We start from the raw sequence: 25,217 nt of genomic DNA on the forward strand, positions 1-25,217 counted from the left end.
GGTATTCTCGTAATAGTGACGGTTATGATAAAAGATTACAGTAAGGGGCTATAACTGTATTGTAATCAAATTGAATGAAATGACTGGGGGAAGAAAAATGAGAGTGAAAGAGCAATTGTTAACTTTGAGAGCGTATGTGCCTGGGAAAAACATTGAAGAAGTAAAAAGGGAATATGGATTATCGAAAATTGTGAAATTAGCATCGAACGAAAATCCATTCGGTTGCTCAGCGCGTGTGACAGAAGCATTAACTTCTTTAGCGAGCCAATATGCCCTTTATCCAGATGGATATGCCTTTGAACTTCGGACAAAAGTAGCGGAACATTTAGGTGTAAAAGCAGAACAACTACTATTTGGTAGTGGATTAGATGAAGTCATTCAAATGATTAGCCGAGCGTTACTACATGAAGGAACAAACGTTGTAATGGCGAATCCTACGTTTTCACAATATCATCACCATGCTGTTATTGAAGGAGCAGAAGTTCGTGAAGTATCACTTAAAGACGGTATTCACGATTTAGATGCAATGCTAGAGCAAGTAGATGATAAAACGAAAATTGTATGGATTTGTAATCCGAATAATCCGACAGGTACATATGTTGAGAAACAAAAATTACTTTCATTTTTAGAATCAGTTCCTAAGTCGGCTCTCGTTATTATGGACGAAGCATATTATGAATACGCGGAAGCAGAAGACTATCCGCAAACATTGCCACTTCTTGAAAAGTATGAAAATCTTATGGTTTTACGCACGTTTTCAAAAGCATATGGTTTAGCTGCTTTTCGTATCGGATATGCGATTGGGGATGCGAAGTTAATCGGACAGCTAGAAGTAGCGAGGTTACCATTCAATACATCAACTGTAGCGCAATCTGTAGCACTCGCTGCATTAGAAGATCAAGCCTTTTTACAAGATTGTGTGAAAAAGAATGCTGAAGGTCTAAATCAGTATTATGCATTTTGTAAAGAATATAACGTATTCTATTATCCATCTCAAACAAATTTCATTTTCTTAAAACTTGGTATACCAGGTAATGAAGCTTTCGAACGATTAATGAAAAAAGGATATATCGTTCGTTCTGGTGCTGCATTTGGTATCGATGATGGTATTCGTATTACGGTCGGTTTGAAAGAAGAAAATGATGAAATTATAGAGTTGCTGAAAGAGCTTGTAAATGAGCAAGTACAGAAAGAAGAAACATATTCTTAAGAGATTGTGAAGGCTCCTATTATAGGAGCCTTTTTTATCGTATTAAAAATAAAGGTTGAAGACTGGTAATTAAGTTGTTCTGTAAATCACGGTTTGTATGGCTTGATAATTAGTGAGAGAAGTTATTTGCACGGTCATAAAAGAAAGCGGTACAATAGAAGATGATGATAAGGTATCGGTGTCATATCCGAACCTTTTGAACAATTACCTACTCTGTAAGAAGAAGTATAAGAAGAAGCATGCTCATTCTAAAGGTTGCGTTCTAACAGTGAGTTGCTTATGATAAATGAACAGAAGAGAATATTTTTTAGAATTAAAGGAGACGTTTATGCAAAAGTTTGAACAAGCTGTTTCATATATTGAAAATGGTGAAGCGGAAAAAGGATTACAATTATTAAAAGAACAATTAAAAATTGCAAATGATGAAGAGAAGTATGATATCGCTCGTTACTATCATACACTTGGATTTACAGATGAGGCATTAGCGATTACTGAAGACTTACGTTTACTGTATCCGGAAGAAAGTGAATTCACTGTATTTTTAGCAGAATTATATATTGATCTAGATAAAGAAGATGAAGCGATTGAAGTACTTCATGATATTCCAGAAAATGACGATTTATATGTTCAATCTTTATTACTTGTTGCAGATTTATTCCAAATGCAAGGTTTTGATGATGTAGCAGAGCAAAAACTATTAAAGGCGAAAGAAATGATGCCTGATGAACCTGTTATTACGTTTGGGTTAGCAGAATTATATAGTAGTAAAGGTGAAGAACAAAAGGCAATTACTTATTATGAATCGCTATTAGCTGAACATAAAGTAATGGGTGGTGTTGTAATCGCACTTCGTCTTGCAGAAACGTTAAGTGCGATTGGAAACTGGGAAGAGGCGATTTCTTATTATGAAGCAGGCCTAGAGGAACAAAAAGATATTCACTCATTATTTGGATATGCCTTCACATTATACCAAGGTGAAGAATATCAGAGAGCAATCGGTGCTTGGCAAGAACTAAAAGAATTAGACCCTGAGTACGCATCACTGTACATGTATTTAGCGAAAAGCTATGAAAAAGAAGGAATGCTTCAAGAAAGCTATGAAACGCTTCATGAAGGAATTAAAGTAGATGAGCTTTCAGTTCCGTTTTATGTAGAGTTAGCGAACATTGCGGCGAAATTAGGAAAAATAGTAGAAGCAGAGGAAGTTCTTCAAAAAGCACTTGAGTTAGACCCAGGGCATTTAGGCGCAACATTAAAATATGCGTATATCTTAAAAGGACAAGAAAAGTACGAAGAGTTAATTGCAATTGTAGAGCGTGCTATTGATAGTGGAGAACCAGATACACAACTACTTTGGGACCTTGCGTATGCAAAAAAACAATTAGAAATGTATTCGGATGCATTAAAACACTATGAAAGTGCATATACTTCTTTTAAGAATCATCCAGACTTCTTAGAAGAATACGGTTATTTCTTATTGGAAGAAGGAAAGCGAAAAGAGGCGAAAGAAGTATTTACCCAGTTATTACAACTAGACCCGACACAAATTCATATTGAAGAGTTGTTATATAATTTAGAGGATTTTTCATAAGTTGGAAGGAAACTGAATGCCGCTTCTTGAATCTAAAAAGAAAAGAGAAAGACAGAGGAGGGACTTAATTGCTATGAATACCCCTGTTTCTGTAAACGAGAAGAAGGATTTTGTAAAATGGTTTTTGAATAATTACCAACTGAAACAGCGTGAATGTGTATGGATTCTGAATTATTTAATGAGTCACGACCAATTGATGCATAAAGTCCACTTCGTAGAGCATGCAAAATATTGTCCGCGTGGCTTAGTGATGTCAGCGAATTGTGTGAAAGACACACCGTTTCACTTTTTTAAACAAAATGTTATGACAACAGATGCTGAAAAATCGTTTCATGATATTCGTTTAAATCGAGATGAGGATATTTATATTCAACTCAACTTTAAATCATCGTTTCAAAATGCGAATTATGTAGCTGTATTAGAAGAAAACCCATATCTACCAAAGCATATTGAAGTAAATGAAAAAGATCGTTTACTTGCAGAAAGGTTTTTGGAAGAAAGTGTATTTTCATTTAGGAGAGAACGCCTTTTGAAACAAATTGATGAAGCGTTAGATAAGCAAGATAAGGAAGCGTTTCATAGATTAACGGCCGAGTTAAAGACTTTATAGAATTTATTTGGATTAATAAATTTTTACAAATTTCAGACTTTCACCAAGAAAAACTACCTATATTGGGTAGTTTTTCTTTTTTTACCTCTTTTAGTATGGTTTAATATATATAAAGTGAAAGTTCTGTCATTTGCAAGTGAAGGAGGGAAGGAATTTGAAGTGGAGTGTAAAAGATGTGGAACAGTTTGAACAAGCAAGAGAGTATGTTGATACAGGAGTAATACCGCTTTTATCAATTTCGGCAGCACAAGAAATGAAAATGGTTGTAGAACAAGGTGAATTTATCGAATTGTTGAGCACGGAATTGGAAAGAGAGTATAAAGGAAGAGTGCTTTTACTACCTGCGTTTACTTATTTGGTAGAAAGTCAAAAGAATGAAAAAGGTCGTTTGCAAGAATGGACAAATCATTTACGAAGCGAAGGTTTTAAGCATATTGCTTATGTTACAAGTGATTTTTCATGGAAAGAGGATATGCAAGAGTTACAGGGAGATTTATTTTGGTTTCCTTCATTAGCATTAGAACAATTTAGTGATCAAGCAAAAAGAGAAGTTATTCATGCACATATAAAAAATATAATGGTGATGTTGGAAGAGAAGTGGGGAAACTCACAATAAACAGAAAGTTCTTATTATTATGAGTAGTATGATATTGACCTGTGCATGAGCGTATTATATCATGATAGTGTCCTAGTTTTTATTTTTTATATAATTTATCACGAGGGGACAATTTCTGATAGAGGGGGGAAATTTTCGTGAGCGAGAAAGAACATCGCGTGTCAAGAAGACAATTTTTAAATTACACACTCACAGGGGTAGGAGGCTTTATGGCTGCCGGTATTTTAATGCCGATGACGCGATTTGCGCTTGATCCGGTGTTAAGAAAAGAAGCCGGAACAGATATGGTTGCTGTTGCGCAAGTAAAGGATATTACAACAGAGCCGAAGCGTTTCGATTTTAAAGTGAAACAGGTTGATGGTTGGTACAAGTCTGAAGAACCAAAATCGGCTTGGGTTCATAAAGATGAAAGCGGAGACATTGTTGCGTTCTCTCCAGTATGTAAACATTTAGGATGTACAGTTAACTGGAATTCGGACAAAGCACATCCGAATCAATTCTTTTGTCCATGTCACGGGGGTCGTTATACAAAAGATGGGATGAACATTAAAGGTACGCCACCCCTTGCTCCGCTGGATGTGTACGAGTCTAAAGTGAAAGATGGAACGCTGTATCTAGGAAAAGCGAAGCCAAGAGGGGGTGCAAAGTAGATGTTAAATAAAATTTATGATTGGGTAGATGAAAGATTAGATATTACACCGATATGGCGTGATATCGCTGATCATGAAGTACCTGAACATGTAAACCCGGCACATCACTTTTCTGCATTCGTCTATTGCTTTGGAGGACTTACCTTTTTCGTTACTGTAATTCAAATTTTATCTGGAATGTTTTTGACGATGTATTATGTGCCTGATATTAAAAATGCTTGGGAATCAGTTTACTATTTACAAAATGAAGTTGCTTATGGGCAAATTGTTCGTGGTATGCACCACTGGGGTGCTAGTCTCGTAATTGTAATGATGTTTTTACATACACTCAGAGTTTTCTTCCAAGGTGCGTATAAAAAGCCCCGTGAGTTAAACTGGATTGTTGGTGTTCTTATTTTCTTTGTTATGTTAGGTCTTGGTTTTACCGGATATTTATTACCGTGGGATATGAAAGCTTTATTTGCTACAAAAGTAGGGATTCAAATTGCAGAGCAAACACCGCTCATTGGTCCTTATATTAAAACATTACTCGCTGGTCATTCCGAAATTGTTGGCGCTCAAACATTAACTCGCTTCTTTGCTATTCACGTCTTCTTCTTACCGGCAGCACTTCTAGGTTTAATGGCCTTCCACTTCATCATGATTCGCAAACAAGGTATTTCCGGTCCACTATAAGAGATTGCTAAATTAAAGGGGAAAGAACTAAAGGAGGGAGATTATGCATCGCGGCAAAGGGATGAAGTTTGTAGGAGATTCTCGGGTACCGGTAGCTCGGAAACCAAATATTCCAAAAGACTATTCTGAATACCCAGGGAAAACAGAAGCATTTTGGCCGAACTTCTTGTTAAAAGAATGGATGGTTGGTGCAGTTTTTTTAATCGGTTATTTATGTTTAACAGTGGCGCATCCGTCGCCGCTTGAGAGAATGGCGGATCCAACAGATGCTGGATATATACCACTTCCAGATTGGTATTTCTTATTCTTGTATCAGTTATTAAAGTATTCTTATGCTTCCGGTTCATTTACTGTAATTGGAGCGTTTATTATGCCAGGGATTGCGTTTGGTGCATTACTGTTAGCTCCATTTCTTGATCGAGGTCCAGAAAGACGTCCATTGAAGCGTCCTGTAGCAACTGGATTTATGCTTTTAGCAATTGCATCGATTATCTTTTTAACTTGGGAATCTGTAGCACACCACGACTGGGAAGCTGCAAAGAAACAAGGAGCAATTGTAAAAACCGCGCCAGTTGATAAAAATGATGATGGCTATAAATTAATGCAAAAAAATACTTGTTTAACATGTCATGGTGACAACTTACAGGGCGGGGCGGCAGCACCAGCACTGCAAAACTTAACTTTAAAGCCAGAAGAAATTGCTAAAATTGCGAAAGATGGAAAAGGTTCCATGCCTAAAGGTGTATTTAAAGGTACAGATGAGGAACTGAAGAAGCTTTCGGAATTCGTTGCAAAGTATAATAAAAAATAATAAAAAGCTGACTACAAAATTTGTAGTCAGCTTTTCTATTTAGTTGGATGAAGTTTGTTATAATAGAGTAGGATTTAGTGAATGAATTACTTTGCTTGAAAGGTGTTGGACATACAGATTGGTGTACTTGTATGCAATGTTAAGACAACGCTCGGTATTATTATTTTTATTGGTTGTTAACATATTAGGTACAATTTACGGGTTTATATGGTACGGAAATCAACTGAAAGAAACGTCACCTATATTTTGGCCGTTTGTACCAGATAGTCCTATGGCGAGTCTCTTTTTTGTCTTTGTTTTAATTGCTTTTTTGACAAAGAGAAACTGGGGATTAATAGAAGCGCTAGCGATTGTTACTTTAATAAAATATGGTATTTGGGCTGTTGTTGTAAATGCGATTATGATTTACGTAAAAGGTCCTATTGGCCTTATGGGCTACATGTTAATGCTTTCGCACTTTGCGATGGCAGTGCAAGGTGTTTTATATGCTCCATTTTACCGTATAAAAAAATGGCATTTTATAGTAGCGGGTGTATGGACGTTGCATAACGATGCAATTGATTATTTATTTTGGCAAATGCCACGATATGGAATTATGCATTTGTTTGTAGAGGAAATTGGTTATTTTACGTTTTGGTTAAGCGTTGCTGTACTATGTATTACATATTATTGTTGCTTACGTGAGCACAGGAAACAATTTTCTTTATGATGGTTAGAACATTTAGGGGGAGAACATGGAGAAAAATAAGAGTGGTACAAAAATATTGGATCGATTGATTACTTTAGTTGTTTCATATAGCATAGCATTTTCTATTTTTGCACTCGCAACAACGGCAGTTGTGTATGGAAAATGGCTGTATTATTTTGAAATTGATTTTTTAAATATTCCTGATTTAGCGGATATGACGAAGGATGAAATTAAAAGAAATTACGATGTGCTTATTACATATTTATCCCCGTTTTATGACGGAGCATTACATTTGCCAACATTAGATATGTCTACAAATGGCCGTATTCATTTTGTAGATGTTAAAAATATTTTAGTAAAGATTCAATATGTGATGTATGCGACAATTATGATTGCAGTGATAGGTGGAATTTATTTATTAAAAAAGAAAAATGAAAAGTTTTTACTGCACGGATCGATTTTAACAATCATTTTTCCGATAGCGCTTATGTTACCAATCGCTATTAATTTTGAAAAGAGCTTTGTATTATTCCATAAGCTTTTATTCAGTAATGATTATTGGATGTTTGATATTGAAACGGATCCAGTTATATTAATGCTACCAGAGGAGTTCTTTATGCATGCTGCGTGTGCTATTTTATTATTCATTTTAGGTGGTAGTATACTTTGTTATAGCTTATATAGATATTTCGTAAAAAAGAAAAGGATGTCAAAGAAAAAATTCTCTGCTTAAAGAGAATTTTTTCTTTGTAAAACGATAATATATTTTTCGGTTCAGTTCTGTTCTATTCTTGTCCCAATTAACATATTTTGTACTAGTAGTTATAGGGGGGACCGGGATGAAGAGAACATTAATTGGATTGATAGCATTTCTAATTATAATGTTTCCGTTACGTATATATGCTGAAGAGTGGAATGAGCTAACAGGGTTGTTAGACGACTCGTTACAGTTAGTGAAGCGTAATGAAGATGAAAAAGCGGTACAAGTATTACAACTTTTCTCAGAGCAATTTTTAATGAAGGGGAATGAAAAGAAGCATGAAGTAACACCAGATCAAGTTAGAGTTATTTCTTTAGCTTACGACAAGGCGCAGCAATCGCTCTCTGAAGAAGGTTTAGGTAAGCAAGCTAAAATGGATAATGTGTTGGCATTACAACTTGCTGTTGATGCACAAGTATCGAAATATCAACCACTTTGGATGGAAAGAGAAAGGAAAGTAATGGATGCCTTTTCTCAAATGGAAAAAGCGATGGAAAAAGAAGATGCTGGGCAGTTTCAACAAACATTAAATACATTTTTAAATGAATTCAATATTATTTATCCAAGTTTAATGATTGCTTTGCCAGAAAACGAGGTACAGCGTGTAAATGTTCATTTATCTTATTTGGATGAATTTCGTAACGTTATGTTAAAAACGAAAGGTGGCCAAATGCAATTAGGGATTATTAAAGGGGATTTGCAAAAGATATTTCACACAGTAAAAAAGGATGAAATTGCACCTTCTCTCATTTGGTTTATGACAATTACTGGGGGACTTATTTTATTCACATTAACTTATGTTGGATGGAGAAAGTATAAAGGAGAGAGAGAAAAAAGAAAAAGTAATGTGCATTCTAAAAATAGATAATGTAATAAGTAAAGATATGGATTGTAAGGTTTATTCATTGACAATAGTGGCAGAAGAAAATAGAATGAGAAGTACTATAATTAAAACTTCAATGGAGGTTCATGATGTTTTATTTAATTTACTTCGCGATCATAATGATCATACCGTTGTATGCACAGTCAAGAGTACGAAGTGCCTATAGCAAGTATTCACAAGTTTATTCAACATCAGGTATGACAGGAGCGGAAGTGGCTCGAAAAATTTTAGATGAAAATGGATTATACAATGTAGCTGTGGAAGAAACACCAGGTCATTTATCAGACCATTATGATCCAACGGCCAAGACGGTTCGATTATCAACAGATAACTATTATGGACATTCAGTTGCTGGTACAGCAGTGGCAGCACATGAAGTAGGACACGCAATTCAAGATGCGCAAGATTATAACTTTATGCGTATTCGTCATTCGTTAGTTCCTGTGGCGAATTTTGGATCGAATATATCATGGGTATTTATTATGATTGGTATATTTGCGACAATGTCGAAACTATTGTTATTAGGAATTATTTTAATGGCTGCAGGTGTTGTGTTCCAACTTGTTACATTACCAGTTGAGTTCGATGCTTCAAAGCGTGCAATGCAACAAATTGAAGCGTTAGGTATCGTATCAACAGATGAATATGGCCAAGCTCGTAAAGTATTAAATGCAGCAGCATTAACATATGTAGCAGCTGCAGCTGTAGCGGTATTTGAATTATTACGTCTCGTATTAATGTATACTGGTATGCAGCGTAGCGACGACTAAAGACTATCAATTTTGATAGTCTTTTTTTTGTTGTGTGGATTGAATTATATAATGTATTACAAATAGAAATAATAGAAGTAATGCGGAAAGGCGGTGGGGGAAATGAAATATCCAGACCATTTAGTAAAACAAGTGAAAGAGCGTAGTGCTCCTTATCAACTAGAAGGTTTTTTAAGTGGACAAGGTCCTGAAAATCCCAAATTTATGTTGTTAGGAGAAGCGCCTGGTGAAACAGAAATTCATAATGGGATTCCGTTTAGCGGGAGGTCGGGAAAACAATTAATGGGTTTTTTAGAGCGTATTCACGTTACGAGGGAAGAAGTATATATTACGAGCGCTGTTCGGAGTAGACCTTATAAATGGCGAGAGAAAAAAGAACGAAATGGTGAAAGCATACAAAAAAAGTATAATAGAACGCCAAATCAAGGAGAAATAGTTGCCCATGCGCCTTTGTTAGATTATGAATTAGAGAAAATAAATCCGAGGCTTATCGTCACGCTTGGAAATATTGGTCTTCAACGTTTAACAGGAAAAAATAAAAAAATCACAGATGTACACGGGCAATTATTAAAACAGCCCATTCAAAAATTAAAGGATATGCAAAGTGCAGAGTTTACATGGTCAGAGAATGAATATCATGTTTTTCCAACTTTTCATCCAGCTTCCATTTTTTATAATCGGAGTTTATTGGAGCTTATTTATGAGGATTTGGAGAAGCTTAAAAGACTTGTAATAAAAAACTAGAAAAGCTAAGGCGCTTTTCTAGTTACATTTAATTATGTAAAGGGTTTTTATTTTCATCTAACGTAAATCCTTCACCAACTACATCATGTACATCACTTACAGCGACAAATGCATGAGGATCTACTGAAGTAATAATATTCTTTAATTTCACGATTTCATTTTTAGCAACAACGCAATACAGTACGTTACGTTCCACTTTTGTATACGATCCAACAGCCTTTAAAAAGGTTGCTCCGCGCTCCATTTCAGATAAAATTTTGGCAGCAATTTCATCGTTTTTCTCTGAGATAATAGTCGCTCCTTTGGCGGCATAGGCTCCTTCTTGCATAAAATCAATGACTTTAGCCCCGATAAAAACAGCAACTAACGTATACATACCCTCGCGGTATGATAAATAGGTAAGAATAGAGACGACGATAACGACAGCATCGAACATAAACATCGTTTTACCCATACTCCAGCCAACATATTTGTGGGCTAGTCGTGCGATAATATCTACACCGCCAGTAGTCCCGCCATATTTAAATATTATCCCAAGGCCGATACCGATAAATGCCCCGGCGAATAAAGCTGCGAGTGTCATATCATTTTGCAAGTTTAAATGTAAGTTGAGCACTTCGTAACGCTGGAAAATCCATAGAAATAAAGATACGCTAAATGTGCCGATTAATGTATATAAAAATGTCGTTCTGCCAAGTAACCTCCAACCAATAAAAAATATAGGGATATTTAAAATTAAGTTTGAGTAGGAAGGATCAAACTTAAATAAAAAATACAATAATAGTGTAATACCAGTAAACCCACCTTCTGCAAGGTGGTTTTCAATATTGATATTGACAATACCGAAAGAAAATATAGCGGAACCGATTAAAATAAAAATAATATTTCGCATCTTCAATTTTGATGTCATATAGAAATCCCCCTAATTATGTAATGATTACATTGCTCCGCTGAAACGGTAAAACATAATAATAAGTAATTTCTAGTTGCTAGTGAAAATAGTAAGAACTCGATTAGTATGGGCTAATCTTTTGCAAAAAGCGCAAAAGAAAGTTTCACTTTACCCCGTTCCAACGGCTGGTAGGAGATAAAGCTCTGAAGAAAGGCGAACCAGCCGTAGGAACCCGATTGGTTCAACTAATCTTTTGTAAAAAGCGCAAAAGAAAGTTTCACTTTATTATAGTCTATCCAAAAAAGGGTCGCAAATAGGTGTTTGGCGGGGAATAATATTTGTCAAATCGCGATGAATTGGCTAACATGAAAGAGGAAGGATTAGAGGTGAATAGTATGGAAGCAAAAACGATGAAAGATATGCAGAAAGAAGTAGATGCATATATTGGTCAGTTTAAAGAAGGTTATTTCAGTCCGCTTGCAATGATGGCTCGTTTAACGGAAGAAATGGGAGAGCTTGCGAGAGAGGTAAATCATTATTATGGTGAGAAACCGAAGAAAACAACTGAAAAAGAAAGAAGTATTGAAGAAGAGCTTGGAGATGTATTATTTGTTATGATTTGTATGGCAAATAGTTTAAATATTGATTTAGAGACAGCACATAACATTGTAATGAATAAATTTAATACACGTGATAAAGATCGCTGGACACGTATTGATGAGGGAGAGAAAGAATAATGAAAGAAATTAAAGTAATTATCGCCGGACCAAGAGGACGTATGGGACATGAAGCAGTCCTTCTTATGGAAAGAACGGAACATTTTAATTTAGTAGCAGCAGTGGATTATAAGCATGGTGGTGAGAAGATTTCTGATTTACCTGGCATGCCAGCATTACATGCACCGATTTACGCTGATTTACATACTTGTTTAGATGAAGTAGAAGCAGATGTGTTGTTAGATTTAACAACACCAGAAGTTGGGAAACAACACGTTACACTTGCAGTTGAGCGTGGACTTCGTTCTGTTATTGGTACAACTGGATTTACAGAAGAAGAATTGGCACGTTTAACAGAGAATGCAAAAGAAAAAGCAGTAGGAACAATTATTGCTCCAAACTTTGCAATTGGTGCAGTTCTTATGATGAAATTCTCACAAATGGCAGCGAAATATTTCCAAGATGTTGAGGTAATTGAATTACATCATGATCAAAAATTAGACGCACCATCTGGTACAGCTGTAAAAACGGTAGAATTAATTCGTCAAAATCGTGAATCAAAGCAGCAAGGTCATCCAAATGAAGTAGAGCAACTAGCAGGTGCACGTGGTGCAAATGTAGACGGTATTCACATTCATAGTGTACGTTTGCCAGGGCTTATTGCACACCAAGAAGTAATGTTTGGTGGAGATGGACAAATGTTAACAGTTCGTCATGATTCATTCAATCGTGCATCATTTATGTCAGGTGTAAAACTATCAATTGAGACAGTAATGAACCTTGATCATCTTGTGTACGGTTTAGAAAATATTATCGACTAAAGGGGAGACAACGGATGAAAATTGCCTTAATCGCACATGACAAAAAGAAAAATGATATGGTTTCGTTTGCATACGCATATAAACCAATTTTTGAGCAACATGAATTATTTGCAACAGGAACGACAGGGCTTCGTATTATGGAAGCGACTGGATTAGTTGTAACAAGATATCAATCTGGCCCTCTTGGTGGAGATCAAGAAATTGGTGCAATGATTGCAAAAAACGATTTAGATATGGTGATTTTCTTCCGCGATCCATTAACAGCACAGCCGCATGAACCGGATGTGAATGCATTGCTTCGTTTATGTGATGTATATGCGATTCCACTTGCAACGAATATGGCAAGTGCTGAAATGTTAATGCACGCATTAGAGCGAGGAGATTTAGATTATCGTAAGTTAAGAAAATGAGGGGAACAATTATGAGTGGATTACATATATTAGCGTTTGGTGCTCATGCCGATGATGTTGAAATCGGCATGGCTGGTACCATCGCTAAATATACAAAGCAAGGGTATGAAGTAGGTATTTGTGATTTAACAGAAGCTGATCTTTCTTCCAATGGAACGATAGAGTTGAGAAAAGAAGAAGCAGAGGTCGCAGCTCGTATAATGGGAGTAAAAACGAGACTGAATTTAGCGATGCCAGACCGTGGTTTGTATATGAAAGAAGAGTATATACGTGAAATTGTCAAGGTGATCCGTACATATAAACCAAAACTAGTTTTTGCGCCATACTATGAAGATCGTCATCCAGATCATGCAAATTGTGCAAAGCTTGTGGAAGAGGCTATTTTTTCAGCAGGAATCCGTAAATATATGCCGGAACTTTCACCACATCGTGTGGAGTCTTTTTATAATTATATGATTAATGGTTTTCATAAACCGAATTTTTGTATAGATATAAGTGAGTACCTCTCTATAAAGGTGGAAGCATTAGAAGCATATGAAAGTCAATTTTCAACAGGAAGTGATGGGGTTAAGACACCGTTAACAGAAGGATACGTTGAAACTGTGATTGCTCGTGAGAAGATGTTTGGAAAAGAAGTTGGAGTCTTGTATGCCGAGGGATTTATGAGTAAGAAACCGGTTTTATTACATGCTGATTTATTAGGGGGATGTAAATGAAATTAAAAATAGGTATTACATGTTATCCTTCTGTAGGTGGTTCTGGAGTTGTTGGAACAGAATTAGGAAAGCAATTGGCGGAACGCGGGCATGAAATTCACTTTATTACATCGGGTTTACCATTCCGGTTAAATAAAGTATATCCAAACATATATTTTCATGAAGTGACGGTAAGCCAGTACTCTGTATTTCAATATCCACCATACGATTTAGCGTTAGCAAGTAAAATGGCAGAGGTTGCACAAAGAGAAAACTTAGACATTTTACATGTGCATTACGCAATACCACATGCAATTTGTGCATATTTAGCAAAACAAATGATCGGAGAGCGTATTAAAATTGTTACAACCTTGCATGGAACAGATATTACTGTGTTAGGTTCCGACCCTTCGTTAAATAATTTAATTCGTTTTGGTATTGAGCAATCGGATGTTGTTACTGCTGTCTCGCATTCATTAATTAACGAAACGCATGAGCTTGTAAAACCAAGTAAAGAAATTCAAACGGTATATAACTTTATAGACGAACGTGTATATTTCAAACGTAATATGTCTCAATTAAAGAAAGAATACGGTATAAGTGAGAGTGAAAAAGTACTTATTCATATTTCGAATTTCCGTAAAGTGAAACGTGTGCAGGATGTTGTTGAGGCATTTGCTAAAATTGTTAAAGAAGTAGATGCGAAGTTGCTTCTTGTTGGAGACGGACCAGAATTCTGTACGATTTTACAGATAGTGAAGAATTTACATATTGAAGATCGTGTTTTATTCCTAGGGAAGCAAGATAATGTTGCAGAACTACTTGCGATGAGTGATTTAATGTTGCTTCTATCAGAGAAGGAAAGTTTTGGTCTTGTTTTATTAGAAGCAATGGCGTGTGGTATACCTTGTATCGGAACACGGGTTGGAGGTATTCCAGAGGTTATTCAACACGGGGAAACAGGATATTTATGTGAAGTTGGCGATACAACAGGAGTGGCAAATCAAGCTACTCAGCTATTAAAGGACGAGGAACTTCACCGTAATATGGGAGAACGAGCAAGAGAAAGTGTTTATGAGCAATTTCGCTCAGAAAAAATTGTTTCACAATATGAAACGATTTACTATGACGTACTAAGGGATGACAAAAATGGAAAGATTTAAAAAAGCTAGTTCTATTATTGAGACATTAAAACAACAAGGACATGAGGCTTACTTTGTTGGTGGGAGCGTACGAGATCTTATTATCGATAGGCCGATTGGAGATATTGATATTGCGACATCTGCTTTACCAGAAGAAGTGATGGCTATATTCCCAAGAAATGTTCCTGTTGGTCTTGAGCATGGAACTGTAATTGTTTTAGAAAATGGTGAGCCTTATGAGGTAACTACTTTTCGAACAGAAAGCGAATATGAAGATTTTCGAAGACCTAGTAGTGTTCAATTTGTTCGTTCATTAGAAGAGGATTTAAAACGTCGTGATTTCACGATGAATGCAATTGCTATGACAGAAGAAGGCGAAATGGTTGATTTATTTGCTGGACAGGAAGCCATTCAACAGAGAGAAATTGTGACAGTTGGAAATGCTGCGGATCGTTTTCAAGAAGATGCCCTGCGAATGATGCGTGGTATTCGGTTTGTAAGCGCGTTAGGTTTTTCATTAGAAACGAAAACGAAGCAAGCGATTGAAACGTATGGACATTTGCTAGAACATATAGCAATTGAGCGCATTACAGTAGAGTTTGAGAAATTGTTAACTGGTACATATTGTGTGAAAGGTCTCAAAGAATTAGTAGAGACGAAGCTATTTTCTCATTTGCCATATTTACAAATGTCAGAAGAGAGACTGTTAAAAGCTACGCAGTATAAATGGGATTCTTTCGAAACGGATATTGAGGCGTGGGCATTTTTCTTATATTGTATCGGAGAAGAACATCCATCTGTCTTTTTACGTCAATGGAAGTTTTCGAATAAAAAAATAAAAGATATTGTTGCAGTTTTATTGGCAATCCGTACTAGAAAGGAGAAGGATTGGGATACAGTCCTTCTTTATAAAACGGGAATTTATATCGCTGAAATGGTAGAGAGAGTATATGAAGCGATGATTGAAAGCTATGATCCTACATCTGTTAAACGAGTACAATCAATGTTTCATGCATTGCCAATCCAGGGTCGTCAAGAAATGAATGTGACTGGTAATGATTTATTAAACTGGGCAAACAAAAAGCCTGGTCCGTGGGTTGCTGACATGCTTCAGAAAATCGAGGAAGCAATTGTAAAAGGAAACGTAGTTAATGAGAAAGAGCGTATAAGGGAGTGGCTGCAAGGATGCAATCTACTATAAGAAAGCAGTTATTACAAGTTTTTTCTGAAGCGGATGGCGAGTTTGTATCCGGCCAAACGATTAGTGATAAACTTGGTTGTTCAAGAACTGCTGTGTGGAAACATATGGAAGATCTCCGGAGTGAGGGATATGAACTTGAAGCTGTGCGCCGATTAGGTTACCGAATTGCAAGTAAGCCAGACAAAGTGACTGCTAATGAAATTCAGTTAGGGCTACAAACGAAGCGAATTGGTAGAACAGTGTATTTTGAAGAAACTGTTGAATCAACGCAGCATATTGCAGCAAAACTTGCTTATGAAGGTGCAGAAGAAGGAACTATCGTTGTAGCAGAAGAACAAACAGCGGGAAGAGGTCGTTTAAGCAGAAAATGGCATTCACCAAAAGGAACAGGAATTTGGATGAGTATTATTTTACGCCCATCGATTCCAGTTCATCATGCACCGCAACTTACTTTGTTAGCGGCTGTTAGTGTTGCACAGGCAATTGAAAAATGTACAGGTGTAGACGTGGGAATAAAATGGCCAAATGACATTTTAATTCAAGGTAAAAAGGCTGTAGGTATATTAACAGAAATGCAAGCGGATCCTGATAAAATTAATGCTGTCATTATGGGCATCGGTATTAATGCGAATCAAAAGCAAGAACATTTTGATGAAGAAATTCAGCACATTGCTACTTCATTAGCGATTGAATCAGGTAAGCCGATTGTTCGTGCAGAACTTATGCAACAAATCTATTTACAACTAGAAAAATTATATGAAGAGTATTTACAAAATGGTTTCTCTGTCATTAAAATTCTTTGGGAAAGTTACGCTGTGAGCATCGGGAAAGAAATTACCGCTCGAACGATGAGAGAGACGATTACGGGGTTAGCAAAAGGAATCACAGAGGATGGTGTATTACTTCTGGAGGATCATGAGGGGAAAGTACATCATATTCATTCTGCAGATATCGAAATTAAGTAAAAGAAGTTCCTCTTTTGGAACTTCTTTTTATTTCAATATTTTTGAGTTAAATTTGTAACATGATAATAAATCCTTTTCATATTTAAAGTTCATTTCAAGATATCTTCCGTCTAGTTGGCCTGGCATGTTATTTAACGATTACTTTGCCTTCCATTCCTTTAAGGAGATGGTATCGACATATTAATTCATATGTACCAGTATTTTTAGGTTTCACGGTAATATTCTTTTCTTTTCCTGACTCAACTACGACGTCAATGCCGAGTTTTTTCACTGTAAAGGTGTGCTCGTTTTTACCTTTATTTTTCAATAGTAATGTTGTTGATCCTTCAAGCGGAATCGTGATGACATTTGGATTAAAGTAATCATCATTTAGTTCAACCTCAATCACGTTCGTTACATCGGTGGGTTGTGTTACGACATTAACTGAGGCAAATACATGAAAGGATCCTAAAGACATCCACCATACAATCATTACAAGCAAACTGCTGAATCGAAATAACCACCTGTTCATAGGCATCTGCAATTCTCCTTTGTTAAGTACTTTTCCTCAATTAACCTGCATCATTAGTTTAAGAGTTATACTATACAGTTAAATTGATTACAGAAGAAATTAACTTGGACTTTTTTAACATGCGCTGAAAAAACATGTATCTTTTCAGGATTGAATTATCTATAAAAACTTTATCCCGCTATTTACTGGGCAATAAGACCTCCACCTCAAAATTCAGCGGAAGCAAAGAAGTTAGGTGGGGATCGGGCTGATTAAAGTTTCACTTTCTAGCATATATACTCTCTTATTAAATTTCATATACCGTAATCAGAATAAAAAATTATTTTTTCAAAAAAATGTAGTAATTCCCTTTTGTAGTTTGCTATAATTAGTTCGAATGTGGGCAGTATCAGAGCGAACTGCACCATGATTCGAAGTAATACGAAAAATAATAACTTGGATTCTGCCTTGATCCAATAACGGACTGGGACAGAGGGATGAATAATGCCGACTAACACACAACCCTTCTGCCCTTTTATGGCCAGAGGGGTTTTTTATATGATTGCGGCCATCTCCTCTCTCCTGCATAAAGGAGGAGTAGTTTTTGAAAACAAAAACAGATTTTTTGAAGATGAAAGAGCAAGGTGAGCCGATTACAATGCTAACGGCGTATGATTATCCATCTGCTAAATTAGCAGAAGAAGCTGAAGTTGATATGATTTTAGTTGGAGATTCTCTTGGAATGGTTGTACTCGGATACGATTCAACAGTACCTGTAACAGTAGAGGATATGATTCATCATACGAAAGCTGTACGCCGCGGAGCGAAAGAGACGTTTATTGTAACTGATATGCCATTTATGTCGTATCACGTATCATTACAAGAAACGATGGTGAATGCACGCCGCATCGTTCAAGAGAGCGGGGCGCATGCACTGAAGGTAGAAGGTGCTGGAGAAGTTATATCAACGATTCAATATTTGACGAACGCAGGAATTCCTGTTGTAGCGCATTTAGGTTTAACCCCTCAATCTGTAGGAGTGTTGGGTGGATATAAAGTGCAAGGAAAAGATGCGGAGAGTGCAAAGAAATTAATAGAAGATGCAAAGAAATGTGAAGAAGCTGGTGCAATAGCGCTTGTGTTAGAATGTGTACCAATGCAGTTAGCAGAACTTATTTCAGAGCAACTAACAATACCGACAATTGGGATTGGTGCAGGACAAAAAGTAGATGGGCAAGTGCTTGTTTATCATGATCTTATCTCATACGGCGTGAATCGTGTGCCGAAATTTGTGAAGCAATATACATCTGTTCAAGAGGAGATTGTGCGTGGGATTTCACAATATGTTACTGAAGTAAAGACAAGGCAATTTCCTGAAGAAAAACATTCGTTCACAATGAAAGAGGAAGAATGCTTAGCGTTATACGGAGGAAAACAATAATGAAAATCGTAACTACAGTGCAAGAGATGCAGCAAATTACAAACGAACTTCGTGCAAGTGGAAAGAGTATTGGTTTTGTTCCAACGATGGGTTATTTACATGAAGGGCATGCTACCTTATTACGTAAGGCAAGAGAAGAAAATGAAATTGTAGTTTTAAGTGTATTTGTAAACCCGCTGCAATTTGGCCCAAATGAAGATTTAGATCGATATCCTCGTGATATTAATAGAGATGAAAATGTAGCAAAAGAAAACGGTGTAGATTATTTGTTTTATCCGAGTGTAGAAGAAATGTATCCAGCAGAACAAACAACAACAGTAGAAGTTGTGAAGCGCACGGACGTATTATGCGGTCAACAAAGACCTGGTCATTTTGCTGGTGTTGCAACTGTACTAATGAAACTATTTAATATTACGCTGCCAACGCGTGCTTATTTCGGTATGAAAGATGCTCAACAAGTTGCAGTAATTGAAGGATTTGTAACTGATTTCAATATTCCGGTTACAATCGTACCAGTTGATATTGTAAGGGAAGAAGATGGATTAGCGAAAAGTTCTCGTAACGTGTACCTATCACAAGATGAACGTGAAGAGGCTCTTCATTTATACCGCAGCCTATGTATAGCGAAAGAAAGAATTAAGGTAGGTGAACGTAATCCGGAAATCATTACAAATCTTGTGAAAGAGTATATTGAGACGCATACGAAAGGCACTGTAGATTATGCGGATTTATATGCATATCCGTCATTAACAATGGTAGAGAAAGTCGAAGGACGAATCATTTTAGCTATTGCAGTTAAGTTTGAAAATGTAAGATTAATTGACAATATAACATTAACGGTTAAATAAGGGGGAGCACCTATGTTTCGCACAATGATGAGAGCAAAGTTACATCGTGCAACTGTAACGGAGGCAAATTTAAATTATGTAGGTAGTATTACAATTGATGAAGATTTAATGGATGCAGTAAATATTGTAGAAAACGAAAAAGTCCAAATTGTAAATAATAATAATGGTGCTCGTTTAGAGACATACGTTATTAAAGGGGAACGCGGTAGTGGTGTTGTTTGTTTAAATGGTGCTGCGGCAAGGCTTGTACAACCAGGGGACAAAGTAATTATTATTTGTTATGGGCTAGTTACGGAAGAAGAGGTTCATAAACAAGAACCCAAAATTGCAGTACTAGACGATAATAATCAAATTATTGAAATGTTAGGTGCTGAAAAAGCGGGTACGATATTATAAGTAGAAAGGCTATCTCCATTGCGGAGATAGCTTTTTTGTGCATCTTTTCATTAAGATGAGATAAAACGTGGTATAGTAACATTATATAAATTATTGTTGTTTGAAAGGTAAGAAATTGAGGTGTTACATATATGAGTAAGCGTTATGTCGTTGTTGATTTAGAGACGACAGGGAACTCCTGGAAAGATGGGAAGGATAAAATTACCCAAATTGCAGCTGTTGTAGTAGAAGATGGAGAGATATTGGAGATTTTTTCGTCTTTTGTTAACCCAAAGAGAGAGATCCCACCATTTATTACAGAATTAACAGGGATTGATGAAAGTCTTGTAAAACAAGCCCCGTTATTTCAAGATGTAGCCCCGATGATTGTTGAGCTATTACAAGGTGCGGCTTTCGTTGCGCATAATGTTCACTTTGATTGGAATTTTTTAAATGAAGAATTAAGACAGGCTGGATATACAGAAATACATTGTCCTAAAATCGACACGGTTGAATTGGCTCAAATTCTTTTGCCGACAGCTGATAGTTATAAATTACGTGATTTAGCTAAGAAGCATGAACTAGAACATGATCAACCACATCGTGCGGATAGTGATGCTCTTGCAACAGCGGAATTATTTTTACAATTTTTAAATGAAATTGAAAAGTTACCACTTGTCACGTTGCAATCACTTTATGAATTAAGCGATGTGTTCCAAAGTGATATAGCTGATGTGCTTTCTGAAAATATTTTAAAGAAAGTAATGAATGGTAAAGAAGATATAGCGGAGTATGAAATACATCGAAATATTGCGCTGAAAAAGCGGAACTATTCCTTAAACCTTGGAGAAACGTGTTCATCAAAGTTTGATGCTTTCTTGAATAAAACGATGGATAAATTGGAATCACATATGCCAAAGTTTGAAAGAAGAGAAAGTCAACAACTGATGATGAAAGAGATATATACGGCGTTAAGAGACTCTCGTTTTTCACTAATTGAAGCCGGTACAGGAACAGGAAAGACTCTTGCATATTTGCTTCCTAGTCTTTATTTTGCAAAGAGAAAAGAAGAACCTGTCATTATAAGTACACAAACGGTACAACTCCAACAACAAATATTAGAAAAAGAAATACCGTTATTACAAAAAATAATGCCATTTTCATTTGAGGTAGCTCTTCTTAAAGGAAGAAAGCATTATCTTTGCTTACACAAATTTGAGTATGCTTTACAAGAGGAAGAAAAAAATTATGATATGGCACTTACGAAGGCGAAGATTTTAGTTTGGCTATTGCAAACTGAAACGGGTGATCAAGACGAATTAAATATTCCTGAGGGCGGAAAGTTACTTTGGAATCGTATTTGTAGTGATGCGTATAGTCCAGGCGGTATGCAAAGTAATTGGTTTAGTCGTTGTTTTTACCAGCGAGCGAAGAATAAAGCTTTATTTGCAGATATCGTTATCACAAATCATGCGTTATTATTTCAAGATTTTTCAAGTGAAGAACCGCTGTTTGCTTCATGCGAACATATTATTTTTGATGAAGCTCACCATATTGAAGAAGCTGCGAGTAGAACATTGGGTGAACAGTTCTCTTGTATGTATTTTCAATTGGTTATATCTCGTCTTGGGACGCTAGAAACAGAAGATGTACTCTCCAAAGTATATAAAATGATGAAAAAATCAGAGCAAGCATCTCGTTCAACTTTCCGTATGATAAGTTATAGTTTGAAGGAACTTAAGTTTGATGCGGATGAACTCTTCCAAATGTTACGTACTTTTATATTTAAACAAACAAAGCAAGAACAAGGAACGAATAATATGCCGCTCATCTATAGATATAACGCAGAACTAGAAAAAGGTAAGTTGTGGGATAGTATCGTTGAATTAACAAATCGTTTTATATATGAATTAAGAAGGGTAGTAACTGCTCTTGAGAAGCAAGTGGATATATTGCAAAGTAAGTTAGAATGGGAGATGCATGTTGTAACAGGTGAATTTATGCATTTAATTGAGTTGCTGAGAAAGATGGCAGAATCATTACAGTTACTCGTATTAGAAAAGAATTCGTATGTAACTTGGATGGAGACTGAAACGAAAGGGACGATTCATTCAACAGTTCTATATGCACAGCCTGTTCATATTGGTGAAAGATTTGCTGATGAATTTTTAACAGAAAAAAAGAGTGTTATTTTTACATCCGCAACACTAACAGTTAACGATACGTTTGATTATATAAAAGAGGAACTTGGTTTACATGATTTCGCTCCAAATACTTTAAAGGTTCCATCGCCATTTCGTTATGATGAACAAATGAAATTAATGGTTTCAACGGATGTACCTTTTATTAAGCAAGTAAGTAATGAGCGATATATTGAATCTGTATCGGAACATATTGCAAAGATAGCGAAAGCCACAAAGGGCAGAATGCTTGTTTTATTCACTTCGTATGAAATGTTAAAAGAAGCGTATGCGAATTTAAAAAATAATGATGAATTAGAGGGTTATTTATTACTCACACAAAGTGTGAATAATAGAAGTCGAAGCCGTTTAATTCGAAAGTTTCAAGAGTTCGACAAATCAATTTTATTAGGGACGAGCAGTTTCTGGGAAGGGATAGATATTCCAGGAGATGCCTTAAGTTGTCTTGTTATTGTCCGTCTACCATTTACGCCGCCTCATCAGCCGATGATGGAAGCGAAAGGTGAGTGGCTAAAAAATCAAGGTGAGGATGTATTCGCTAAATTAGCGCTGCCACAAGCAATATTACGTTTCAAACAAGGATTCGGCCGCTTAATTCGAACGAATACAGATACAGGAACGGTAGTAGTGTTAGATCGTCGTTTGACGAGTTCTTCCTATGGAAAACGATTTCTACAATCGATCCCTAACGTACCTCTTTATGAAGGACCATTAGAAGAATTATTAGTACAATTAGAAGAACCATCAAATGAATAAAAATGGAAGAAAAATACGCCTGAAATACTTATAAACTTCAGGCGTAAAAAATGTGGGTAGGAGGAATTTTATTTTTCTTACTTCTTGTATACAAAATGTGTTGGTTTTCGACTTGAAACCTTTTTTTGCTGTACATGTCCTGCTATAATAGATGGGTGATGAAGCAGGGGTTGTAAAGAATGTACTCTTATTGTAACCGCATTGCGTTCTTCTATAATTAGAAATTTTTGTGTAACGGAGGAGTTTTTTCATGGAGAAGAAAATCGAAGTACTATCAACGACGCGTATTAAATATTCGTCTGATTTGTATAAAATTGTTGATAGTTTGAATCGTACGTTAAAAGAGCAGGACCTCATGTTCGGACTAGCATTAGACGAAAAAGATAAAGAAACAGCTGTATTTACGATTTACAGAACGTAGTGATACAATGAAAAAGTGGATCTTTGCAATCATTATTGTTATCGTTGCTAGCGGAATATATGGGGCGTATGTTTATAATAAAGCAATGGGGAAGAAAATTCCAAAAGAGTCGAAATTTGTAGAAATTGCTAAAGAAAAAGCAAAGCTTACAAAGGTGAAATCTGTTGATTATTACAACGGAAAATCTGCATATATAGTCGTGCAAGGTACAGATGAAAAGGGAGAACAACTTATCGTTTGGGTGCCGGAGAAAAAAGGGGATACTGTAGTAAGGAAAAAGAGCGAAGGTATTTCTGAAAAAGAGGCTATACAAAGAACATTAGAACAAGTCGGCAATGAAAGTAAGGAATCAAAAAGTAAGCCGAAAGAGATTATGAAAGTGAAATTAGGCTTTGAAAATGATGTACCACTATGGGAAGTTACATATATTGATGATGACAATCGTTATAGTTATTACTATCTTGAATTTAAAGATGGAAAATTTTTAAGACGATATAGCATTGAAAAATAGATGTAGGGGGAACTACAAATGAAATTAGCAAAGCGAGTAGCTGCTTTAACACCGTCTTCAACTTTAGAAATTACAGCAAAGGCACAAGCATTAAAAGCAGAGGGTCATGATGTAATTGGATTAGGGGCAGGGGAACCTGACTTTAATACACCAGAGCATATTATGGATGCTGCACATAAAGCGATGTTAGAAGGGCATACGAAGTATACACCAACAGGTGGATTACAATCGTTAAAACAAGAAATTGTGAAGAAATTTACTCGCGATCAAGGTATTGCGTATGATCCATCTGAAATTATTGTATGTAATGGCGCAAAGCATGCATTATATACATTATTCCAAGTATTACTTGATGAGGGAGATGAAGTTATCATTCCAACTCCTTACTGGGTAAGCTATCCAGAGCAAGTAAAGCTTGCTGGCGGTAAGCCGGTTTATGTAGAAGGTTTAGAAGACAATGAGTACAAAATTACAGCAAAGCAGCTGCGTGAGGCAATTACAGAGAAAACGAAAGCAGTTATTATTAATTCACCGAGCAATCCAACAGGAATGATTTATAGCAAAGAAGAATTACAACAGCTTGGAGAAGTATGTTTAGAACATGATATTTTAATCGTTTCTGATGAAATTTATGAAAAATTAATTTATGGTGGCGTAGAATATACATCAATTGCCCAGCTTTCTAATGCATTAAAAGAACAAACACTTATTATTAATGGTGTATCTAAATCTCATTCTATGACAGGATGGCGTATTGGATATGCAGCAGGAAATAAGCAGCTTATTAAAGCGATGACGAACTTAGCGAGTCATAGTACGTCAAACCCTACTTCAATCGCTCAATACGGCGCAATTGCGGCATATGCAGGCTCACAAGAACCTGTGGAAACAATGCGTCAAGCCTTTGAAGAGAGATTAAACATCATTTATGATAAATTAATTCAAATCCCTGGCTTTACTTGTATTAAACCGCAAGGTGCATTTTACTTATTCCCTAACGTAAAAGAAGCTGTAGCTTTATCAGGATATGCAACAGTTGATGATTGGGCAAAGGCTCTATTAGAAGAGGAAAAAGTGGCTCTTGTACCAGGTACAGGATTTGGTGCTCCAAATAATGTTCGTTTATCATATGCGACATCTCTTGAACAAGTAGAGAAAGCATTAGAACGCATCCATACATTTATGAAAAGTAAAGTGCAAGCTTAATTTTATATTTCATTCATGTAATATAAAAAACCTCCCTATTGATGAACCGCACCCAATTTGTTAGACATTTACTAACAATTGGAGGTGCGGTTTTATTATGTCTAGAAAATATACATTT

General features: G+C 36.1%; 28 protein-coding genes. 26 read left to right on the top strand and 2 right to left on the bottom strand.

Features of this window, described 5'->3' with window-relative positions; all coding sequences use genetic code 11:
* The first annotated feature begins 97 nt into the window (after positions 1 to 97).
* From hisC to ACQRBL_RS07415, 12 genes are all read left to right on the top strand, one after another.
* The gene (gene hisC / locus ACQRBL_RS07360) at positions 98 to 1,210 is read left to right on the top strand and encodes a histidinol-phosphate transaminase (RefSeq protein ID WP_001264022.1); all 1,113 of its coding nucleotides are present in this window, start codon (positions 98 to 100) and stop codon (positions 1,208 to 1,210) included.
* 328 nt (positions 1,211 to 1,538) lie between these two features.
* On the top strand, positions 1,539 to 2,801 hold the full coding sequence (locus tag ACQRBL_RS07365; RefSeq protein ID WP_001168673.1) for a tetratricopeptide repeat protein: 1,263 nt from the start codon (positions 1,539 to 1,541) through the stop codon (positions 2,799 to 2,801).
* A gap of 73 nt (positions 2,802 to 2,874) precedes the next feature.
* On the top strand, positions 2,875 to 3,411 hold the full coding sequence (locus ACQRBL_RS07370; RefSeq protein ID WP_001095925.1) for a ReoY family proteolytic degradation factor: 537 nt from the start codon (positions 2,875 to 2,877) through the stop codon (positions 3,409 to 3,411).
* Between the two features lie 154 nt (positions 3,412 to 3,565).
* Positions 3,566 to 4,027: a YpiF family protein gene (locus ACQRBL_RS07375; RefSeq protein ID WP_000872171.1), complete on the top strand. Its 462-nt coding sequence runs from the start codon at positions 3,566 to 3,568 to the stop codon at positions 4,025 to 4,027.
* 137 nt (positions 4,028 to 4,164) lie between these two features.
* Positions 4,165 to 4,677 (top strand): menaquinol-cytochrome c reductase iron-sulfur subunit, encoded by a 513-nt coding sequence (qcrA, locus tag ACQRBL_RS07380; protein ID WP_001290420.1) that lies wholly within the window; start codon positions 4,165 to 4,167, stop codon positions 4,675 to 4,677.
* Complete coding sequence (gene qcrB / locus ACQRBL_RS07385) at positions 4,678 to 5,352, top strand: menaquinol-cytochrome c reductase cytochrome b subunit (protein ID WP_000932700.1); 675 nt, start codon at positions 4,678 to 4,680, stop codon at positions 5,350 to 5,352.
* Positions 5,353 to 5,395: 43 nt separating this feature from the next.
* Complete coding sequence (gene qcrC / locus ACQRBL_RS07390; protein ID WP_000554601.1) at positions 5,396 to 6,163, top strand: menaquinol-cytochrome c reductase cytochrome b/c subunit; 768 nt, start codon at positions 5,396 to 5,398, stop codon at positions 6,161 to 6,163.
* A gap of 118 nt (positions 6,164 to 6,281) precedes the next feature.
* Complete coding sequence (locus ACQRBL_RS07395; protein WP_000262838.1) at positions 6,282 to 6,872, top strand: DUF1405 domain-containing protein; 591 nt, start codon at positions 6,282 to 6,284, stop codon at positions 6,870 to 6,872.
* Between the two features lie 25 nt (positions 6,873 to 6,897).
* Entirely contained in the window at positions 6,898 to 7,584 is a 687-nt protein-coding gene (locus ACQRBL_RS07400) for a TIGR01906 family membrane protein (RefSeq protein WP_000414374.1), read from the top strand.
* A 106-nt stretch (positions 7,585 to 7,690) separates the two neighbouring features.
* Complete coding sequence (gene ypjB, locus ACQRBL_RS07405; RefSeq protein WP_000831589.1) at positions 7,691 to 8,479, top strand: sporulation protein YpjB; 789 nt, start codon at positions 7,691 to 7,693, stop codon at positions 8,477 to 8,479.
* Positions 8,480 to 8,580: 101 nt separating this feature from the next.
* Positions 8,581 to 9,264 carry a zinc metallopeptidase gene (locus ACQRBL_RS07410; protein ID WP_011109966.1) on the top strand — a complete coding sequence of 228 codons (684 nt, stop codon included), beginning with the start codon at positions 8,581 to 8,583 and terminating at the stop codon, positions 9,262 to 9,264.
* Between the two features lie 102 nt (positions 9,265 to 9,366).
* Positions 9,367 to 10,008, top strand: coding sequence for a uracil-DNA glycosylase (locus ACQRBL_RS07415; RefSeq protein WP_000876861.1), 642 nt, complete (start codon positions 9,367 to 9,369; stop codon positions 10,006 to 10,008).
* Positions 10,009 to 10,036: 28 nt separating this feature from the next.
* On the opposite strand, the gene ACQRBL_RS07420 is transcribed toward ACQRBL_RS07415, so the two are convergent.
* Complete coding sequence (locus ACQRBL_RS07420; RefSeq protein WP_000202121.1) at positions 10,037 to 10,918, bottom strand: YitT family protein; 882 nt, start codon at positions 10,916 to 10,918, stop codon at positions 10,037 to 10,039.
* Positions 10,919 to 11,295: 377 nt separating this feature from the next.
* Between ACQRBL_RS07420 and ACQRBL_RS07425 the strand changes: the two genes are divergently transcribed.
* Genes ACQRBL_RS07425 through ACQRBL_RS07455 form a run of 7 tightly spaced genes read left to right on the top strand, consistent with a single transcriptional unit; the run spans position 11,296 to position 16,850 of the window.
* Positions 11,296 to 11,637, top strand: coding sequence for a nucleotide pyrophosphohydrolase (locus ACQRBL_RS07425; RefSeq protein ID WP_002108639.1), 342 nt, complete (start codon positions 11,296 to 11,298; stop codon positions 11,635 to 11,637).
* Positions 11,637 to 12,437: a dihydrodipicolinate reductase gene (gene dapB, locus ACQRBL_RS07430; protein ID WP_000658810.1), complete on the top strand. Its 801-nt coding sequence runs from the start codon at positions 11,637 to 11,639 to the stop codon at positions 12,435 to 12,437. The genes ACQRBL_RS07425 and dapB overlap by 1 nt, the downstream gene beginning before the upstream one ends.
* A gap of 14 nt (positions 12,438 to 12,451) precedes the next feature.
* Complete coding sequence (gene mgsA / locus ACQRBL_RS07435) at positions 12,452 to 12,847, top strand: methylglyoxal synthase (RefSeq protein ID WP_000684765.1); 396 nt, start codon at positions 12,452 to 12,454, stop codon at positions 12,845 to 12,847.
* A gap of 11 nt (positions 12,848 to 12,858) precedes the next feature.
* The gene (gene bshB1 / locus ACQRBL_RS07440; protein WP_000015660.1) at positions 12,859 to 13,563 is read left to right on the top strand and encodes a bacillithiol biosynthesis deacetylase BshB1; all 705 of its coding nucleotides are present in this window, start codon (positions 12,859 to 12,861) and stop codon (positions 13,561 to 13,563) included.
* Positions 13,560 to 14,705 carry an N-acetyl-alpha-D-glucosaminyl L-malate synthase BshA gene (gene bshA / locus ACQRBL_RS07445; protein ID WP_411996499.1) on the top strand — a complete coding sequence of 382 codons (1,146 nt, stop codon included), beginning with the start codon at positions 13,560 to 13,562 and terminating at the stop codon, positions 14,703 to 14,705. The genes bshB1 and bshA overlap by 4 nt, the downstream gene beginning before the upstream one ends.
* Positions 14,692 to 15,885 carry a CCA tRNA nucleotidyltransferase gene (locus ACQRBL_RS07450; protein ID WP_411996498.1) on the top strand — a complete coding sequence of 398 codons (1,194 nt, stop codon included), beginning with the start codon at positions 14,692 to 14,694 and terminating at the stop codon, positions 15,883 to 15,885. Before bshA ends, ACQRBL_RS07450 begins: the two co-directional genes overlap by 14 nt.
* Positions 15,870 to 16,850: a biotin--[acetyl-CoA-carboxylase] ligase gene (locus tag ACQRBL_RS07455; protein WP_001192056.1), complete on the top strand. Its 981-nt coding sequence runs from the start codon at positions 15,870 to 15,872 to the stop codon at positions 16,848 to 16,850. The genes ACQRBL_RS07450 and ACQRBL_RS07455 overlap by 16 nt, the downstream gene beginning before the upstream one ends.
* Positions 16,851 to 16,977: 127 nt before the next feature.
* On the opposite strand, the gene ACQRBL_RS07460 is transcribed toward ACQRBL_RS07455, so the two are convergent.
* Entirely contained in the window at positions 16,978 to 17,367 is a 390-nt protein-coding gene (locus tag ACQRBL_RS07460) for a cupredoxin domain-containing protein (protein WP_153217639.1), read from the bottom strand.
* A 577-nt stretch (positions 17,368 to 17,944) separates the two neighbouring features.
* Here ACQRBL_RS07460 and panB point away from each other — a divergent pair.
* The 7 genes from panB (at position 17,945) to aspB (ending at position 25,099) form a co-directional block, all read left to right on the top strand.
* Positions 17,945 to 18,781, top strand: coding sequence for a 3-methyl-2-oxobutanoate hydroxymethyltransferase (panB, locus tag ACQRBL_RS07465; protein ID WP_000851108.1), 837 nt, complete (start codon positions 17,945 to 17,947; stop codon positions 18,779 to 18,781).
* Entirely contained in the window at positions 18,781 to 19,629 is an 849-nt protein-coding gene (gene panC, locus ACQRBL_RS07470) for a pantoate--beta-alanine ligase (RefSeq protein WP_097919838.1), read from the top strand. Before panB ends, panC begins: the two co-directional genes overlap by 1 nt.
* 12 nt (positions 19,630 to 19,641) lie before the next feature.
* Positions 19,642 to 20,025 (top strand): aspartate 1-decarboxylase, encoded by a 384-nt coding sequence (panD, locus tag ACQRBL_RS07475; protein ID WP_000490186.1) that lies wholly within the window; start codon positions 19,642 to 19,644, stop codon positions 20,023 to 20,025.
* 131 nt (positions 20,026 to 20,156) lie between these two features.
* Positions 20,157 to 22,961, top strand: a complete 2,805-nt coding sequence (gene dinG / locus ACQRBL_RS07480; protein ID WP_000044967.1) for an ATP-dependent DNA helicase DinG — start codon at positions 20,157 to 20,159, stop codon at positions 22,959 to 22,961.
* A gap of 250 nt (positions 22,962 to 23,211) precedes the next feature.
* On the top strand, positions 23,212 to 23,382 hold the full coding sequence (locus ACQRBL_RS07485) for a YpmA family protein (protein ID WP_000412179.1): 171 nt from the start codon (positions 23,212 to 23,214) through the stop codon (positions 23,380 to 23,382).
* A gap of 7 nt (positions 23,383 to 23,389) precedes the next feature.
* Positions 23,390 to 23,893, top strand: a complete 504-nt coding sequence (locus ACQRBL_RS07490) for a DUF5590 domain-containing protein (protein WP_000758740.1) — start codon at positions 23,390 to 23,392, stop codon at positions 23,891 to 23,893.
* An 18-nt stretch (positions 23,894 to 23,911) separates the two neighbouring features.
* Positions 23,912 to 25,099, top strand: a complete 1,188-nt coding sequence (gene aspB / locus ACQRBL_RS07495; protein ID WP_000761571.1) for an aspartate transaminase AspB — start codon at positions 23,912 to 23,914, stop codon at positions 25,097 to 25,099.
* The last annotated feature ends 118 nt before the right edge of the window (positions 25,100 to 25,217 follow it).

The organism is Bacillus sp. AF62, assembly GCF_050312695.1.
Lineage (GTDB): Bacteria > Bacillota > Bacilli > Bacillales > Bacillaceae_G > Bacillus_A > Bacillus_A cereus.

Coding starts and splice junctions, on each gene's coding strand:
- hisC (WP_001264022.1), top strand. CDS start 98: ATGAGAGTGAAAGAGCAATTGTTAACTTTGAGAGCGTATGTGCCTGGG.
- ACQRBL_RS07365 (WP_001168673.1), top strand. CDS start 1,539: ATGCAAAAGTTTGAACAAGCTGTTTCATATATTGAAAATGGTGAAGCG.
- ACQRBL_RS07370 (WP_001095925.1), top strand. CDS start 2,875: ATGAATACCCCTGTTTCTGTAAACGAGAAGAAGGATTTTGTAAAATGG.
- qcrB (WP_000932700.1), top strand. CDS start 4,678: ATGTTAAATAAAATTTATGATTGGGTAGATGAAAGATTAGATATTACA.
- qcrC (WP_000554601.1), top strand. CDS start 5,396: ATGCATCGCGGCAAAGGGATGAAGTTTGTAGGAGATTCTCGGGTACCG.
- ACQRBL_RS07400 (WP_000414374.1), top strand. CDS start 6,898: ATGGAGAAAAATAAGAGTGGTACAAAAATATTGGATCGATTGATTACT.
- ypjB (WP_000831589.1), top strand. CDS start 7,691: ATGAAGAGAACATTAATTGGATTGATAGCATTTCTAATTATAATGTTT.
- ACQRBL_RS07410 (WP_011109966.1), top strand. CDS start 8,581: ATGATGTTTTATTTAATTTACTTCGCGATCATAATGATCATACCGTTG.
- ACQRBL_RS07415 (WP_000876861.1), top strand. CDS start 9,367: ATGAAATATCCAGACCATTTAGTAAAACAAGTGAAAGAGCGTAGTGCT.
- ACQRBL_RS07420 (WP_000202121.1), bottom strand. CDS start 10,918: ATGACATCAAAATTGAAGATGCGAAATATTATTTTTATTTTAATCGGT.
- ACQRBL_RS07425 (WP_002108639.1), top strand. CDS start 11,296: ATGGAAGCAAAAACGATGAAAGATATGCAGAAAGAAGTAGATGCATAT.
- dapB (WP_000658810.1), top strand. CDS start 11,637: ATGAAAGAAATTAAAGTAATTATCGCCGGACCAAGAGGACGTATGGGA.
- mgsA (WP_000684765.1), top strand. CDS start 12,452: ATGAAAATTGCCTTAATCGCACATGACAAAAAGAAAAATGATATGGTT.
- bshB1 (WP_000015660.1), top strand. CDS start 12,859: ATGAGTGGATTACATATATTAGCGTTTGGTGCTCATGCCGATGATGTT.
- bshA (WP_411996499.1), top strand. CDS start 13,560: ATGAAATTAAAAATAGGTATTACATGTTATCCTTCTGTAGGTGGTTCT.
- ACQRBL_RS07450 (WP_411996498.1), top strand. CDS start 14,692: ATGGAAAGATTTAAAAAAGCTAGTTCTATTATTGAGACATTAAAACAA.
- ACQRBL_RS07455 (WP_001192056.1), top strand. CDS start 15,870: ATGCAATCTACTATAAGAAAGCAGTTATTACAAGTTTTTTCTGAAGCG.
- ACQRBL_RS07460 (WP_153217639.1), bottom strand. CDS start 17,367: ATGCCTATGAACAGGTGGTTATTTCGATTCAGCAGTTTGCTTGTAATG.
- panC (WP_097919838.1), top strand. CDS start 18,781: ATGAAAATCGTAACTACAGTGCAAGAGATGCAGCAAATTACAAACGAA.
- panD (WP_000490186.1), top strand. CDS start 19,642: ATGTTTCGCACAATGATGAGAGCAAAGTTACATCGTGCAACTGTAACG.
- dinG (WP_000044967.1), top strand. CDS start 20,157: ATGAGTAAGCGTTATGTCGTTGTTGATTTAGAGACGACAGGGAACTCC.
- ACQRBL_RS07485 (WP_000412179.1), top strand. CDS start 23,212: ATGGAGAAGAAAATCGAAGTACTATCAACGACGCGTATTAAATATTCG.
- ACQRBL_RS07490 (WP_000758740.1), top strand. CDS start 23,390: ATGAAAAAGTGGATCTTTGCAATCATTATTGTTATCGTTGCTAGCGGA.
- aspB (WP_000761571.1), top strand. CDS start 23,912: ATGAAATTAGCAAAGCGAGTAGCTGCTTTAACACCGTCTTCAACTTTA.